General features: G+C 36.1%; 15 protein-coding genes and 1 riboswitch. Of the genes, 14 read left to right on the top strand and 1 reads right to left on the bottom strand.

From position 1 onward, the window contains the following. The first annotated feature begins 153 nt into the window (after window positions 1-153). Window positions 154-771: a TetR/AcrR family transcriptional regulator gene (locus tag ACY2V1_RS04495; protein WP_461833604.1), complete on the top strand. Its 618-nt coding sequence runs from the start codon at window positions 154-156 to the stop codon at window positions 769-771. Window positions 772-806: 35 nt separating this feature from the next. Here ACY2V1_RS04495 and ACY2V1_RS04490 read toward each other — a convergent pair whose 3' ends face one another. Further along, complete coding sequence (locus ACY2V1_RS04490) at window positions 807-1,241, bottom strand: FKBP-type peptidyl-prolyl cis-trans isomerase (protein WP_461833603.1); 435 nt, start codon at window positions 1,239-1,241, stop codon at window positions 807-809. Between the two features lie 85 nt (window positions 1,242-1,326). On the opposite strand from ACY2V1_RS04490, the gene ACY2V1_RS04485 reads away from it, so the two are divergent. The 13 genes from ACY2V1_RS04485 to ACY2V1_RS04425 form a co-directional block, all read left to right on the top strand. Continuing rightward, the gene (locus ACY2V1_RS04485) at window positions 1,327-2,640 is read left to right on the top strand and encodes a M23 family metallopeptidase (protein ID WP_461833602.1); all 1,314 of its coding nucleotides are present in this window, start codon (window positions 1,327-1,329) and stop codon (window positions 2,638-2,640) included. 80 nt (window positions 2,641-2,720) lie between these two features. Next, window positions 2,721-3,557 carry a sulfide/dihydroorotate dehydrogenase-like FAD/NAD-binding protein gene (locus tag ACY2V1_RS04480; protein ID WP_461833601.1) on the top strand — a complete coding sequence of 279 codons (837 nt, stop codon included), beginning with the start codon at window positions 2,721-2,723 and terminating at the stop codon, window positions 3,555-3,557. 21 nt (window positions 3,558-3,578) lie between these two features. Next, window positions 3,579-4,982 carry an NADPH-dependent glutamate synthase gene (gltA, locus tag ACY2V1_RS04475; protein WP_461833600.1) on the top strand — a complete coding sequence of 468 codons (1,404 nt, stop codon included), beginning with the start codon at window positions 3,579-3,581 and terminating at the stop codon, window positions 4,980-4,982. Between the two features lie 199 nt (window positions 4,983-5,181). Next, the gene (locus ACY2V1_RS04470) at window positions 5,182-6,219 is read left to right on the top strand and encodes an Rpn family recombination-promoting nuclease/putative transposase (RefSeq protein WP_461833599.1); all 1,038 of its coding nucleotides are present in this window, start codon (window positions 5,182-5,184) and stop codon (window positions 6,217-6,219) included. A gap of 159 nt (window positions 6,220-6,378) precedes the next feature. After that, window positions 6,379-8,139: a tungstate ABC transporter substrate-binding protein WtpA gene (gene wtpA / locus ACY2V1_RS04465; protein ID WP_461833598.1), complete on the top strand. Its 1,761-nt coding sequence runs from the start codon at window positions 6,379-6,381 to the stop codon at window positions 8,137-8,139. A 3-nt stretch (window positions 8,140-8,142) separates the two neighbouring features. Then, complete coding sequence (locus ACY2V1_RS04460) at window positions 8,143-8,922, top strand: ABC transporter permease subunit (RefSeq protein WP_461833597.1); 780 nt, start codon at window positions 8,143-8,145, stop codon at window positions 8,920-8,922. Further along, window positions 8,909-9,634, top strand: coding sequence for an ABC transporter ATP-binding protein (locus tag ACY2V1_RS04455; RefSeq protein ID WP_461833596.1), 726 nt, complete (start codon window positions 8,909-8,911; stop codon window positions 9,632-9,634). Before ACY2V1_RS04460 ends, ACY2V1_RS04455 begins: the two co-directional genes overlap by 14 nt. A 162-nt stretch (window positions 9,635-9,796) precedes the next feature. Further along, window positions 9,797-10,144 (top strand): hypothetical protein, encoded by a 348-nt coding sequence (locus tag ACY2V1_RS04450; protein ID WP_461833595.1) that lies wholly within the window; start codon window positions 9,797-9,799, stop codon window positions 10,142-10,144. A gap of 94 nt (window positions 10,145-10,238) precedes the next feature. Further along, complete coding sequence (locus tag ACY2V1_RS04445; protein WP_461833594.1) at window positions 10,239-10,448, top strand: hypothetical protein; 210 nt, start codon at window positions 10,239-10,241, stop codon at window positions 10,446-10,448. Window positions 10,449-11,152: 704 nt separating this feature from the next. Then, the gene (locus ACY2V1_RS04440) at window positions 11,153-11,281 is read left to right on the top strand and encodes a nucleotide-binding protein (RefSeq protein WP_461833593.1); all 129 of its coding nucleotides are present in this window, start codon (window positions 11,153-11,155) and stop codon (window positions 11,279-11,281) included. After that, complete coding sequence (locus ACY2V1_RS04435; protein ID WP_461833592.1) at window positions 11,259-11,684, top strand: hypothetical protein; 426 nt, start codon at window positions 11,259-11,261, stop codon at window positions 11,682-11,684. The genes ACY2V1_RS04440 and ACY2V1_RS04435 overlap by 23 nt, the downstream gene beginning before the upstream one ends. A 71-nt stretch (window positions 11,685-11,755) precedes the next feature. After that, window positions 11,756-11,944, top strand: a riboswitch (cobalamin riboswitch). A 123-nt stretch (window positions 11,945-12,067) separates the two neighbouring features. Continuing rightward, the gene (locus ACY2V1_RS04430; RefSeq protein WP_461833591.1) at window positions 12,068-14,071 is read left to right on the top strand and encodes a TonB-dependent receptor plug domain-containing protein; all 2,004 of its coding nucleotides are present in this window, start codon (window positions 12,068-12,070) and stop codon (window positions 14,069-14,071) included. Window positions 14,072-14,086: 15 nt separating this feature from the next. Then, the coding region (locus tag ACY2V1_RS04425; protein ID WP_461833590.1) for a cobaltochelatase subunit CobN at window positions 14,087-15,010 on the top strand (924 nt) is incomplete at its 3' end.

Raw genomic sequence — 15,010 nt, 5'->3', positions numbered from 1 at the left:
GAGCTTGCTCTCCTTTTTTGTTGCAAGTGATTAATAAATATAAAACTTTGTTTTAATGGTTTACAAATTTACAAAATGAGTATATACGGAGAGCAATTTTTCTAACGATTAAGTTTGATTAAAAACTTTCTATTTGGAGGCGTTGTAAAGAACATGAAGAAGTCCTCAACGTTTTTAAAATTAAAAGAAGAAGAAAGGGCATATAGGAAAGAAATAATTCTAGAATCTGCAATGAAGTTATTTTCAGAACATTCTTTTTATGAAATAGGAATGAGGGACATAGCAGAGGAAGCAGGTATCAGCGCTGCATCTATTTATAGATATTTTTCCAGCAGAGATGATGTCATAGCAGAGATTTTGGAACATGAAGTAGAGCAAGGCAAAAAAATGCAATTGGAACGGATTAAGTCTGGGAGTCCTAATTTAGCAGATGTTGCCAGAGGCATAGTGGACTTTTTCATAACAAGAAAATCTACTCTGCAGATGTTGGGGCATTTTTTGATTAATGATGAAGTTGAAGAAGAGGCAAGGGAAAAGTTTGTCAGGATCAGAGATGAATATCAGAGAGAATTTGAAGATATGTTGCTTGCCTTAGGATGTACAAAAGAAAATGTAAGCCTCTATGCAAAATCGTTTTTTGCCTCCATATTAGGAATAATAGTTAGTTATAAAGGACATGGGGACAATGAAAATCAATCAGGAAATGATAAAATATATAAACTTGCAGAAATGGCAGCAAAAATTTTTATGGGTGGAATGCCTAAAAATTAAGAAGCGGTATCCAGAGATACCGCTTTTTTGTGTTTTTAAGCTGCTACTAGATCAACCAATTGGATCTCAAACTTAAGGTTTTTTCCAGCAAGGGGATGATTAGCATCAAGTACAACATTAGTATCATCCATATCAGTAACCCTAACAAGAACCTGAGTGTTCTGAGGAGTGGTGAGCTGAAGCATCATTCCAATTTCTGGGTTGATGTGTTCAGGAAGACTCTCTTTTGGGACTTCCAACTTAGCCATTTCGTTGTACTCTCCATAACCATCCTCTGGAGCAACCTCAACAACCTTTGTTTCTCCAACACCCATGCCAATAACAGCATTTTCAAATCCAGGAATTATTTCACCATTGCCAATTGTAAACTCAAGGGGATCTTGGTCAAATGAAGAATCAAAGACTGTTCCGTCTTCTAGAAATCCTTTATAATGAACCTTTACCTTATCTCCTTGTTTTGCCTTTTCCATGAATCTACCTCCTAATAAAATTAGTTATAAAGTAATTACTATATACAAAACAAAAGGAATATGCAAATAAAAAAGGAATAATTTTATGAATAAATTTAAAGTAGTTAGTTTTTTATTATGTGTTTTTATAATTTTAGGAGCAGGGTATTATTATTTAATTTTGGATAGGGTGCCCCCAAAAATTATGCTAGAAGATCGAAAGTATATTGGAGCAGATAATGAAATAATAAAAATTAGTGTGAAGGACAATAACTCTTTGTTAAAACAGGTAAGCATAAAGATTTCTCAAGGAAAAAGAGAAAAGACCATTTCTTTGAAAATTGGAGAAAATTCTTCTCATATTGATTATGAATTGGATCCTAAGAAACTTGGCTTTAATGATGGTGAAATCAAATTAATTGTGTGGGCGTTAGATAAATCCAAAAACAATTTTTTTCAGGGAAATGTAGCTCAAATAAGAAAAATCTATATCTTGGACACCTCCCCCCCAAATATTTTTATGAAGACCTTTAGACATTATTTAAAAATTGGGGGATCTGGAGTTTGTGGGTTTTCTGTTTCAGAACCCATTAAAAGAGCAGGTGTAGAGGTAGCTAAATATTTTTTTCCAGCATATAGGTACAAAAAAAATTATCTCGTTTTTTTCGCTATACCTTATGATGTTGATCCAAAAAATTTGACGGTTTGGGTAGTTGCAGAAGATTTCGCAGGAAACAAGAAGAAAATACCACTTAGATGTTATATAAAAAGAACAAGATTTAGACATTCAAAAATAAACATATCAGATAGGTTTTTAAATACCAAAATGATTCAATTTGAAAATAAATTCAAAGGATTAAGCCCATTGGAGATATTTTTAAAAGTGAATAAAGAACTAAGAAAAGAAAATAGAGACAGGCTTAAGTATATTGGACTTAATACAGAGAAAAAAATTCTATTTAAAGGTGCCTTTTTAAGGATGCCAAATGCTGCTAGAATGGCTTCTTTTGGTGATAAACGTAGTTACTTTTATCATGGGAAAAAAATTGATACTGAGACCCATCTGGGAGTTGACCTTGCTTCTGTTGCTAGAGATAAGGTTATTGCTGCAAATTTTGGTAAGGTGGTTTATGCAGGATGGTACGGGATCTATGGAAATGCAGTAATTATTGACCATGGCTATGGAGTTCAATCTTTGTATGGACATTTGTCCTTGATAAAGGTAAAAAAAGGTGATTTTGTACAAAAAGGACAGGTAATAGGGCTTTCTGGAGCAACAGGACTTGCTGGTGGAGATCATCTCCATTTTGGAATATTAATAAGTGGAATACCTGTTGATCCTGTTGAGTGGTGGGATCCAAGGTGGATGAAAAACAATATCTACTATAATCTAAAACAAATGGAAGGGGATAATTTGTAATTAGGGCTGATATTTTCAGTCAATATATGTTTTTCCAGTGGGTCCTAAACAAATTAATAAAAATTCTTTGGAGGTAAGTTATGTTTGAAATTGTCAAGCGACAAGAAATGGCTCAAGGCTCAGTGGTGTTAAATGAGATTAAGGCGCCCTTGATTGCAAAAAAAGCAAAACCAGGACAGTTTGTTATTCTAAGGGCCAGTGAAACTGGGGAGAGAATCCCCTTGACCATGGCAGATACAGATCCAGAAAAAGGTACAATAACAATTATCTATCAAGTGGTTGGTAAGACCACAGCACTTTTTAAGACCCTCAAAGAAGGGGATAGCTATTTAGATATAATTGGACCACTTGGAAAGCCAACAGATATTGAGAAGTATGATGGAGATGTTGTTTGTGTTGGCGGTGGAACCGGGGTTGCAGTGCTTCACCCAATCACAAGGGCACTTAAACAAAAAGGAAACCATGTAATAGCTATTATAGGTGCAAGGACAAAGGATTTGCTTATCTTAGAAGACAAAATGAAGGCAGCATCCCATGAGCTACATATATGCACTGATGATGGCTCTTACGGCCACCATGGATTTGTTACAGATGTTTTAAAAGAGATCCTGGAAAAAGGAAATGTTAAATTAGTTGTTGGGATTGGGCCAGTTCCAATGATGAAGTTTGTATGCGCCATGACCAAGGAATACAATGTCAAGACCTTGGTCAGCTTAAACCCAATTATGGTGGATGGAACTGGAATGTGTGGTTGCTGTAGGGTAACAGTTGATGGTAAAACAAAGTTTGCATGCGTTGATGGGCCAGAATTTGATGGTCATAAGGTGGATTTTGATGAACTCATAAAGAGGCTTAGGGCCTATTTAGCTGAAGAAAAAGAGGCCTACGAAAAATTTAAAGCAGCATTACAGGAATAAAAAAACAAAAGGAGAAAAGATATGGCAGAAAAAAAAGAGAAACTTCCTCGTCAAAAAATGCCAGAACAACCACCTGAGGTCAGGAGGAGAAATTTTAAAGAAGTGCCTCTGGGATACACTCCAGAATTGGCTATGAAAGAGGCCTCAAGGTGTTTGCAGTGTAAAAAACCAGCGTGTAGAGAAGGGTGTCCTGTAGGAGTTGATATACCAGGCTTTATAAAATTCATAAGAGAAGGGCAGTTTGATAAGGCCATAAGAAAGATATGGGAAAAAAATAGTTTGCCAGCAATCTGCGGAAGGGTCTGTCCACAAGAAGCCCAGTGCGAAGGAAATTGTGTTTTAGGTAAAAAGGGAGAACCTGTAGCTATTGGTAATCTGGAGAGATTTGCTGCAGATTACGAGAGAGAACATGGGAGTGGGGAATTGCCACCAAAGGCCCCACCAACCGGTAAAAAAGTTGCTGTAATAGGTTCTGGTCCATCTGGCCTAACAGTTGCTGGTGACCTTATACTAAAAGGACACGAAGTAACTGTATTTGAGGCATTTCATAAAGGTGGTGGTGTTTTAGTATATGGTATTCCAGAATTTCGTTTGCCTAAGGATATAGTTGCTTCTGAGCTAAAAAATCTTGAAAGACTCGGAGTAAAATTTGAATACAATGTAGTGGTTGGAAAGACCATTACTATTGATGAGTTATTCGAGCAGGGTTATGATGCAATATATATTGGAGTTGGAGCAGGTCTTCCAAGATTTTTAAATATTCCAGGAGAAAATCTTGTTGGAATCTATTCTGCCAATGAATATTTGACTAGGGCAAATCTCATGAAGGCATATCTGTTCCCAGAATATGATACCCCAATTGCAAAGGGAAAAAACGTGGTTGTTATAGGGGCTGGTAATGTTGCAATGGACTCAGCAAGGACAGCTATGAGGCTTGGAGCTGACAGTGTAAAAATAGTCTATCGTAGATCAAGAGAAGAGATGCCAGCAAGGTTGGCTGAAATTCATCATGCAGAAGAAGAGGGAATTGAGTTCCACCTACTTACAAATCCAATTGAATTTTTAGGAGATGATGAAGGAAGAGTCAGAGGCATGAGATGTATAAAGATGGAACTTGGTGAGCCCGATGAGTCTGGTAGAAGAAGGCCTGTACCAATTGAAGGGTCTGAATTTGAGATGGAATGTGACTTAGTAGTAATTTCAGTTGGTGCTGGAGCAAATCCAGTGCTAACCAAGGCTACAGAAGGTTTAGAGCTCAATAAATGGGGATACATTGTAGCAGATCCTGAGACTGGCAAGACCAAGAAAAAAGGTGTCTGGGCTGGTGGTGATATAGTCACTGGTCAGGCAACGGTCATCCTGGCTGCAGGTGCTGGTCGTAAGGCCTCAGATTCAATCCATCAGTATCTTACCTGGGGATGGTAATATAAACAAAAAGAGAGGGCCTTTGCCCTCTCTTAATTATCTTATGCCAAAACTAGCACCTCTTTCAATCATCGTAAGACTGTAACACTTTGAAAAGATCGGATTTCTTCCTGAATCAAGAAGGGATAGTTTTTGTCATGGATAAAGCATACAAAACTCCTCTTGCCAACCTTATAAAAGGTGTTTTATCAAAAAACTTATGGACAAACAGTATATTCAAAATCCCCATGATGTCTTTGTAAAGGAAGTCTTTTCTCATAAAGAGCAGGCTGAAGATTTCTTAAAAAATTATTTGCCTCAAAATATCTGCAAATTAATTGATTTTGATTCTCTTACTATTGTCAAAGACTCCTTTGTGGATGAAAATTTAAAAACACATTTCTCTGATTTACTCTATGAAGTTCAAATAAGTTCTAGAGATGGATTTATTTATTTGCTTTTTGAGCACAAAAGCATCCCGCAAAGATTTACTGCTTTGCAACTTCTCAGATACATGGTCAAAATCTGGGATCTATATCTTAAACAAAATCAATCTTCTACTTTACCTGTTATTATCCCATTAGTCATCTACAATGGTCACAGAAAATGGACAATAAAAACAAACTTTTCCGATCTTTTTGGAGAGATTGAAAAAGAGTTAGATATTTATATACCAGACTTTAATTACCTGCTTTACGACCTATCCACTATATCTGATGAAGAGATCAAAGGAAAGGTGATATTACAAGCAACTTTAATGGCTCTTAAATATCTTACTACACCTGAACCAGGCAAATATCTAAAGCGAATTTTTAGTCTTTTTAAAGACCTTGGTGAGAGCAATACACCTCTTCAATATCTAGAAACACTTCTGTCCTATATAGCCAGTGCTAGTGATAAAATAGACGAAAAAGATATAACAGAAGCAATAAAACAGATAAAAAAGGAGGCTAACATTATGCCAACACTTGCTGAAAAATGGATAGAACAAGGACGGATAGAAGGTCGTATGGAAGGGCGAATAGAAGGACGGATAGAAGGACAGAGGGAAGGACGGATGGAAGGCATGATTTTAGAGGCCCAGGAAATGGTTCTCGAGGCCTTGATAGAGAGATTTGGACTTATTAAACCAGATTTGTCTGTTAAAATTAAGGGAATTGTAAATAGAGAGGTTTTAAAAAGCCTACTTAAACTGGCTATTAGAGTAGAGTCTTTATCTGAATTTGAGGAAAAATTAAAACAGATTGACAAATTCTAAGTTCTAGATTCTAGATTTTTGAAAGGTTAAACATTATTTGCATGGCCCTTTTCCACTAATCACTAATCACGAATCACGAAACATTATGCCAACACTTGCTGAAAATCTGTGGTAGAAGAAAAGGATGATGGATTTTTGATGGGGAGGCTTAGATAAAAAATGATCAAAAGAGCTTTAGTGTTTTTTTCAATTTTGTTTTTTATAATATGTGTTAGTTCTCTGTATGCAAAGGAAAAGGTAATTTTAAAGGTTTTTCACGCAGGGAGTCTATCTGTTCCTTTTTCAAAGATGGAAAAGGAGTTTGAGAAAAAGTATCCATACATTGATGTGAGAAGAGAGATAAGCGGAAGCGTTAAGGCAGTGAGAAAGGTAACAGAGCTTCACAAACCCTGCGATGTGATTGCTGTAGCTGATTATACTTTAATACCAAAGATGTTATTCCCAACCTATACTGGGTATGTGAAGCTTTTTGCAAGAAATGAGCTTGTGTTGTGTTATACGAAAAAGTCAAAGTATGCAAAGGAGATAAATTCAAGCAACTGGTATAAGATACTCAGGAAAAGAAGAGTAAAGTGGGGCTTTTCAAACCCAAATAACGATCCCTGTGGATATAGGACTGTGATCTCAATTGGACTGGCATCTTTGTATTACAAAAATCCCAAACTGGTGAGATATCTTTTAAAAAGATATGTGAACATAAGGTGCAGAACAAAAGGTGATGTTATACACTTTAAAGTTCCAAAAGACCTCAAAGTAAAAGGGAAAAAGATCTTCATAAGGCCCAAGTCTGTAGAACTTCTTGGTCTTCTGGAAAGTGGGGTGATTGATTATGCCTTTGAATACAAAAGCGTAGCACTTCAGCATGGGCTTTTATATGCGGAGCTGCCATCTGAGATAAATCTGGGAAGTATAAAGTGTGCCAATTTTTATAAAAGGTCGAAGATTACTCTCTTTTATGGCAAAACTATAGAAGGCAAACCTATTGTGTATGGAATTTGTGTTTTAAAAAATGCTCATCATCCAAAAGAGGCAAAATTATGGGAAGACTTTGTAACAGGAAAGCAAGGAAAAGAAATACTTTTTGAGTGCAAACAAACTCCTATTTATCCTGTAAAAGAGATAAAAGCAGGGTCACAATGTCCGAAATGTAAGGCAATTTATTTCAGTCCAACAAGGCTTACCATTGCAACAGGAAGTCCTGGAGAGCTTGGACTATTAAAGCTTCTGGCAGAGGAGTTTACGACGAGATATCCTGTATCCATATGCTGGGTAAAAGCTGGATCTGGAAAGGCACTTAAGCTACTTAAAGAGAAAAAGGTTGATGTTGTTATGGTTCATGCCCCATCTGCTGAAAAAAAGGCAGTTAAAGAAGGTTGGGCTACACAGAGGACACTTATTGGATCCAATGACTTTGTAATTGTTGGACCCAAGGATGATCCTGCTGATGTTAGGCATGCTACATCTGCAAAAGATGCTTATAGAAGAATTGCTGGAAAAAAGGTAATATTTTTGTCCAGAGGGGACAATTCAGGCACGCACAAAAAAGAGCTTATGATATGGAAGATGGTAGGAATTACACCAAAAGGAAGCTGGTATGTTGTCACGCACAACTTTATGATGGCAACCTTAAAGAAGGCAAACGAGCTCAAAGGATACTTCATGGTGGACAGCAGCACATGGATAGTTGGAAAGAGCAAGATGCACAACCTGGATCTTCTTTTTAAAGGTGATCCCGTGCTAATAAATGTTTATCACGCCATGTGTCAGCCTGAGAAATGCAAAATGGGATCTTTTGCCAGAAAGTTCATAAGATTTCTGGTCTCTGAAAAGGCACAGAAAATCATAAGAGATTATGGTAAAGATAAATATGATGAGCCATTATATCTGGATGCAGAGGCTTCAAAAAAGTTTGAGCATTAAGTCATGTCAAAAAACATTTTAAATATAGGGGCAGTGATAATAAGCACAATCGGTGCTTTTTTCATCGCTGGCCCTATAATCCACATATTTGTTAAACTCTCTTCAAAAAGCCTCATAGCCACCTTAAAAGATGGTGTTGTGTGGCATTCCATATTCCATTCTATCTATTGTGCTTTTTGGGCAACTGTTTTGGGATGTTTTTTAGGAATACCAATTGGTTACGTTTTAAGCAGGATTCAGTTCAGGGGAAAATCAGTTGTTGAGAGCTTAATCAACATACCAGTTGCAATACCCCATGTAGCAGTTGGAATTGCACTTCTATCCCTTTTTAACCAAAGGACTTTTATAGGACACCTTTTTAGAACAATAAATATCTCTTTTGTTGATACTGTTTATGGAATTGTGCTTGCCATGATGTTTGTAAGCATATCCTTTATAATCTCCTCTTCAATCGTGGGATTTAACAGTGTGGACAAAGAGATTGAGATAGTGGCAAGAAGTCTTGGTGCATCTCATACATACACCTTTTTTCGCATCACCTTTCCATTAGCGCTTCCTTCTATAATAAGAGGTTCTGTGCTCGCCTTTGCAAGAAGTATAAGCGAGGTAGGAGCTCTATTGATACTAGCTTATTTTCCCAAAACAGCCCCTATACTTATGTATGAAAGGTTTGAAGAGTATGGTCTTAATGCAGCAAGGCCGGTGTGTGCTTTGGTAATACTTTTGTGTTCAATTATATTTTTTACCCTTTTATATTTAAACAAAAAATATGTTAGAAGCTAAGATTATAAAGTCGTATAAAAATGGATTTTCTTTAGGTATTGAACTCTTTATTGAACCAAATAGCTACAATATTTTGCTTGGTCCAAGCGGTGCTGGAAAAAGTCTTGCTCTTAAAGAGATAGCCGGGTTTGAGAAAATGGACAAAGGTTATATTAGGTTAAATGAAAAAGAGATATCAAAACTTCCACCTGAAAATAGAATGATAGTTTATTTGCCACAAAATCTTGGGCTTTTCCCAAATTTGACTGTTGAAGAGCACCTTTTTTTTCCTTTTAAGGCAAGAAAAATAAAACCAGACAAAGAACACATATCAAATATTATGAAAGAATTTGGGATTGAACATCTAATCCAAAGAATGCCTTCTCAATTAAGCGGAGGAGAAAGACAGAGGGTTGCACTGGCAAGGTCTCTTATGATAAGACCAGAGGTTTTGCTTTTAGACGAGCCACTGACTGCTTTGGATTTTCACCTAAAGATGAGGCTTATTAAATTTTTAAAAAGAATAAAACAAAAATTTTCCCTTACCATTATCCATGTAACCCATGATCCATTAGAGGCTATATATCTTGGTGAAAAGATTTTTACAATTGAAAAAGGTAAAATAACATTTTTTGGTTCTGTAAAAGATTTTTTTTCAAATTCTCAACATGGATTTGCAAAAAACATAAAAGAGCAATTAATTGAGATTAAAAATTTTTTGAAAACATATTAGTAAATATTCAGGTAAAATTGAATATCTTTTCTCACAAAAATTGGCTATGAACAGATTCATGGCCAAATTTAAAATTTTTAAAACTTGACAATAGAATTGAAATAGGAAATTTTGGTTTTAAATATATATAATAATTGTTAAAAATAGGAAGGAAAGTATAATATGCCCAAGGAGTTATTGATATCAGGTATAGGGTTAGCTTTGTTTATTGTCTGTCCAAGGATGGCTGGTATGGTTTATATTATCGCTAAGCATTCCCATGTTTCTCTTATTTATACTGCTTTATTCGGAAGTATTATTGCCATACCGTTGGTCATAGCTATGGTTTTAGTATTTGCCAAATTTGGACTTTGGGGAGCTCTTGCCTTTTGTATTCTGACAGATTTTGGCGCAGCGTTTGTTATGAAAGAAATCAGTATTAGGGCAGGGATAGAAACTTTTGTCATAGCTATGTTTGTTATTATTGGGGTTAAGGTAGCACCGTTTATTACAAATGTATTTATGAAATGAGAAATTTTTAACAATGGAATGAACTTGGATTTGAAAAAGCTAATACTTTTTCAAACCGGTCATCTCAGGCGTTAGAACCAAGAAGGAGAAAAATATGAAAATTCTGTTTATTGTTTGTCAGGATAATCCCGAAGTTCTTTGGAACTCCTTTAGACTTGCCAATATAATGCTGGAGGAAATAGAAGATGTCACTATATTTTTAAATGGACCTTCAGTAAAATATGAAAAATTAGACTCTGAAAAGTTTCCTTTAAAAAATCTGGCGAAAGTATTTACCCTTTCAGAAGGACAATTGTTTGCTTGAGGGAAATTAATGGAACTTCACGGAGTGAAGGAAGGATATCATAAGAAGGGGACACAGAAAGATCTATATAAGTTAATTCAGGAGAGTGAAAAGATTATCACATTATAGACTAACCGCCAACTCGCTGCGCCCGTTGGGCTTGCGGTTGGCGGCGGGACTGTCTATCCTTTTGTGTAAATTTTTTATAACCTATCTTCAAACAAAATCACTATCGGGTTGTAAATTTGGGGCCAATCCCTATTTTGGTGATTTAACAATTTCTGTCCCTTTGTTTTTGAACTTTTTAGGATCTTCCAAAAACTTAAAAAGTTACTCCAATCTCTTGATAATGCCAATACTAGTTTAAAATACTCCTTCAAAAAATTCTATGTAATTTTATCATCAACAAATAAATGGCTGACTGATAGTTCCTTAATAGAAAATTTAGAAAGAGAATGTCTAATTGGTATTGGTATAAGATGTCCAAGTATTATCTGCTATTCTTCCGTTAGGTGGTTTAGTTCAAAAACTATCGCTCTCTTTATTTTCACCTTTATGGTTGTATTTTATATTTTGGATCGTTTAGTTTCAAGGTGCTAACGCACTTGCTTTTCTTTCATCCCCACCGGGACCGGTCTTCCCGTCCCCAAAAGATAAATTTATAAGGTTGCATATTTTAAAAGATTTCTTTACAATTTCTTTACTAAAGATTAATAGGAGCTTTTATGAAATTAGCTGTTGCAGGAAAATGCGGTGTTGGAAAGACTACAGCCAGTGTCTGGCTTGGGAATTATTTAAAGAAGCAGGGAAAAGATATTTGGTTGATAGACGTTGATACAGCTTTATCTTTATGAGATAACAAAGAGTGTAGAGGCGGTTTTATCTGACCCTGAACTTGCGAAGAAGGTGATAGAAGCAATAGAGAAAGGCCTTTATTCAATAGAGGAGAAGGCAAAAGAGCAGAAGGTTATCATTAAAACAGAGCTTAAAGATGAATTAACAAAGGAGCTTGTAACTAAAGATGAACTTAAGGCCCATGAAGAAAGACTAAGAAAGGAGATGGAAGAAATAAGAGGGGAAATAAAGGCAACAGAAGAAAAGTTAAGAGGAGAGATAAAAGCCACAGAAGAGAAGTTAAGGACAGAGATACACAAATGGCGTGCAGACACTATAAAGTGGATGTTTATATTCTGGCTGGGTCAGATTGCTATCTTTACTGGAATATTAGTTAGTGTGTTAAAATTAATGTTGAAATAACACAAGAGAAAAAGGATAGTGTCAAAATGGATAGTTATGTTTAGGGGGTTGACACATAGTTAGACATATTATAAAAAGTTTATCACTCAGGTGCTGTAAGGCTTAATAGGGAATCCGGTGGAAATCCGGAACCGGCCCGCGGCTGTGATAAGGGGACGAAAGCCACATATAAGCCACTGGGAGCAGGGATACTCCTGGGAAGGTGTGGCAAGTAGGTTGATCCTTAGAGTCAGAAGACCTGCCTGAGTCAGATAGGCATTAGCTTTGGCGGGTGCCCAAAGCTATAAGCTGAGGTCCTTTGGAATAAAACGGGAGTCCCTGGACTGCTTATGTACGGTTCAGGGACTCTTTTTTTGGATAAAATTTATTGCAGGAGGCTTAAAATGAAAAGAATTTTTATTACATTACTAATCTTTTTTTTCTTACCAGGATTAAGTAATGCCCAAAAGGTTCATGAGATGGAAGAAATAGTAGTTACTGCGACCCGCTCTCCAAGGTCTGCTGAGAAGGTGGTCGCTGATGTAGATGTTGTTAAAGAAGAGGATATTAAAAATTCTTCTGCAACCAACATAGACGATATTTTAAGAAAGCTTGGAGGAGTTGATATCAGAAGATATACAGATGTCGGTTTTGGTCCACCTATAAGTGTTTACATCCGCGGTATAGGTGGAAGCAAAAAGGTAATGCTTATGATGGATGGAGTGCCTCTTAACTCGCCAATTACAGGTTTTCTTAATTTCAACCAATTTCAGTTATCATCTATTGAGCGCGTGGAGGTTGTTAAAGGTCCTTTTTCCTCACTTTACGGAAGTAATGCAATGGGAGGAGTTATCAATATTATATCAAAAAAAAGGGAAAAAGAGGGCATTGATATTGTTCCGATGGTTAGGTTAGGAAATTTTGACTTTAAAGAAGGTGGTCTCAGCATTCTTGGACGAAAAGGCAAATTTTTTTATTCTTTGAATGGAGACTATCGGACTATAGACAATCACTACCGCAGGGATAAAGAAGTAGATTACATTTATAATCCAGCAACAGGTGGTTTTAATAAAAGATATAAAGATGTAAGTAAATATTCAGACTATAACGACAAAAGAATTTTTGCACGCTGTGACTATGACTTTTCTGATGTCACTGGCATAACATTTACAGGAAACTATATGAAAGCCTACACAGAAAGAGGTACAACAGTGTTTCTCCCTGTAGAGCGCAAAAGAGATCAAGACAAAACTTCGTACTTTTTGAATTTAAGCGGACATACTACGCTTTTTAACAAGTTAGACCTTGAGGCAAGAATTTTCACTAATTATGACAAAAGCGAAGCAAAATTGGAACATATTATTGATAATTCTGCTCCTTTTGGACCTCCTTTTTTGTTCGTGTATGGAGATCGTGATTATTGGGGAAGAAATGTCGGTGCTCAAATTAAAGCATCAATTCCTGTTAAGAATTTTAGTTATTTAACTTTTGGTATAGATTCCAATTTTATAAAAGCACATTGGAAAAACACTAAAGAAGACGGAAGTGTAATTGGTGATGTCATGGATGAAACTATGAATACTTATGCCATTTACCTTCAAGATGAAATGGAGTTCTATTCTCGTCTTTTAATTACCTTAGGTGCAAGGTATGATATTAATTCAGAGACAGAAGATTCTTTTTCTCCAAAACTTGGAATTTTATACAAACTGAATGATAACATAAGTTTTAGAGCATCTGTTGGCCGGGCATTTCGTGCTCCTAATCTTCAGGAGCTTTACTCACCAACCTGGATGATGATTCCTGGAATACCTTTTAAATCTAACCCTGACCTTGATCCAGAAACCGTTTGGTCTTATGAGCTGGGAACATCAATTAAATTTAGTGATAGATTTAAATTTGATCTCACAGGATTTTACTCAAAAGCTGAAGACCTTATATCTGCTATTATAAAAGCTGGCATTCAACGTTTTGAAAACTTAAATGAAGTTGAAACCGACGGATTTGAAATAGCAATGGAAGGGAAAATATTTTCATGGCTTAGCAGTTATATTAACTATACCTATACCCATTCAGTAGAGGAGAAAAGAGGGCGGCTGGACGACATGCCACTGCATCAAGCAAATAGTGGAATTCGACTTACTCATGAATTTGGCCCCAAGAAACGTTTTACCACATCACTTGATGCCAGGTATTACGGAAGCAGATTTTTTAAAGACAGAAAAACTCAAAAAAAGATAGATCTTGATTCATTTACAGTTTTAGACTTTAACATGCGGTTTGAGCTTTTTGATCGTCTTGGGATTCAGATGGCAGTTACCAATATCACTGATGAAGATTATGAGATTCATGGTTCAGTCCTGGGTCCAGAGCGCTGCTGGTGGGTAAAGGTTGATTATAAATTCTAAAGAAGGGGGCAAAGAATGCCTTTTTTAATGACTTTTGTCTCTGTCTCTGATGCAGGACTTCGGTTTCTTTCTGAAGTAATAGATGGTTTCCTTTCCAAAAAGGAATTTGGCCATCTTTTTGAGAGCAAGATAAAAATAGATGCATATTTTGTGGGTGAACAGAGGGATTATTCAGAAAAGGTTTCAGCCATAAAAAGATCGATTTTATCCTCAGATATTGTGTTACTTGACTTAATGGGTGCAGAAAGGTCTATCTATCAGGCTATTGAAGAGACATTTAAGGAATACAAGAAAGATCTCGTCCTTATCGGATATGCAGGTGAATATTTAAGATCTCGTGAGAAGCTCGGATCTTTCTCTGCAGAAAAGCTGATGAAAATTATGGAAAAGGTAGCCGGGAAAAAGGAAAGGACCACCTCTGACTTCGATATAGAAAAGATGCTCGAGCGAATGAAGACCCTTGGAAAACTTTTGCCTTTTGGTTTTCTTAAAGATATGCGCAACTGGATCTATCTTAAAAATTATTGGAGATACGCATCTAAAGAAAACATCAAAAATATGCTTTTTCTTTTGTGTGGCGACTATGGCAAAATTAAAGAGCTTCCAAAACCCAAAGAATCAGTAGATTTTTCAAAATATGTGCTTTTTGATCCAAAGAATATGCGCGGATTTAGCAGCTTTGAGGAATTAAAAAAAGAATGGGGATGGAATGAAGATCAAAGAACAATTGGGCTTCTTTTTCACAATTTCAATTATCCAAACTACTCCTTTGGTATTATCTCAGAAATCATAAAACTCCTCAGAAAAAAATATAATGTTGTTCCTTTTGGAGTATCTTCGGCGTCTGACAAATATGAAAAGATAAACAAAGTGCTGGATGAAGGATTAAAACTTGATCTTATATGGGACTTTCTTCCTTTTCGATTTGGAGTAGGACCT

This window comes from Desulfothermus sp. (assembly GCF_053993635.1).
This window is presented reverse-complemented; position numbering and strand designations above follow the sequence as displayed.

Coding starts and splice junctions, on each gene's coding strand:
- ACY2V1_RS04495 (WP_461833604.1), top strand. CDS start 154: ATGAAGAAGTCCTCAACGTTTTTAAAATTAAAAGAAGAAGAAAGGGCA.
- ACY2V1_RS04445 (WP_461833594.1), top strand. CDS start 10,239: ATGAAAATTCTGTTTATTGTTTGTCAGGATAATCCCGAAGTTCTTTGG.
- ACY2V1_RS04450 (WP_461833595.1), top strand. CDS start 9,797: ATGCCCAAGGAGTTATTGATATCAGGTATAGGGTTAGCTTTGTTTATT.
- ACY2V1_RS04470 (WP_461833599.1), top strand. CDS start 5,182: ATGGACAAACAGTATATTCAAAATCCCCATGATGTCTTTGTAAAGGAA.
- ACY2V1_RS04460 (WP_461833597.1), top strand. CDS start 8,143: ATGTCAAAAAACATTTTAAATATAGGGGCAGTGATAATAAGCACAATC.
- ACY2V1_RS04480 (WP_461833601.1), top strand. CDS start 2,721: ATGTTTGAAATTGTCAAGCGACAAGAAATGGCTCAAGGCTCAGTGGTG.
- ACY2V1_RS04485 (WP_461833602.1), top strand. CDS start 1,327: ATGAATAAATTTAAAGTAGTTAGTTTTTTATTATGTGTTTTTATAATT.
- ACY2V1_RS04430 (WP_461833591.1), top strand. CDS start 12,068: ATGAAAAGAATTTTTATTACATTACTAATCTTTTTTTTCTTACCAGGA.
- gltA (WP_461833600.1), top strand. CDS start 3,579: ATGGCAGAAAAAAAAGAGAAACTTCCTCGTCAAAAAATGCCAGAACAA.
- ACY2V1_RS04455 (WP_461833596.1), top strand. CDS start 8,909: ATGTTAGAAGCTAAGATTATAAAGTCGTATAAAAATGGATTTTCTTTA.
- ACY2V1_RS04490 (WP_461833603.1), bottom strand. CDS start 1,241: ATGGAAAAGGCAAAACAAGGAGATAAGGTAAAGGTTCATTATAAAGGA.
- ACY2V1_RS04440 (WP_461833593.1), top strand. CDS start 11,153: ATGAAATTAGCTGTTGCAGGAAAATGCGGTGTTGGAAAGACTACAGCC.
- wtpA (WP_461833598.1), top strand. CDS start 6,379: ATGATCAAAAGAGCTTTAGTGTTTTTTTCAATTTTGTTTTTTATAATA.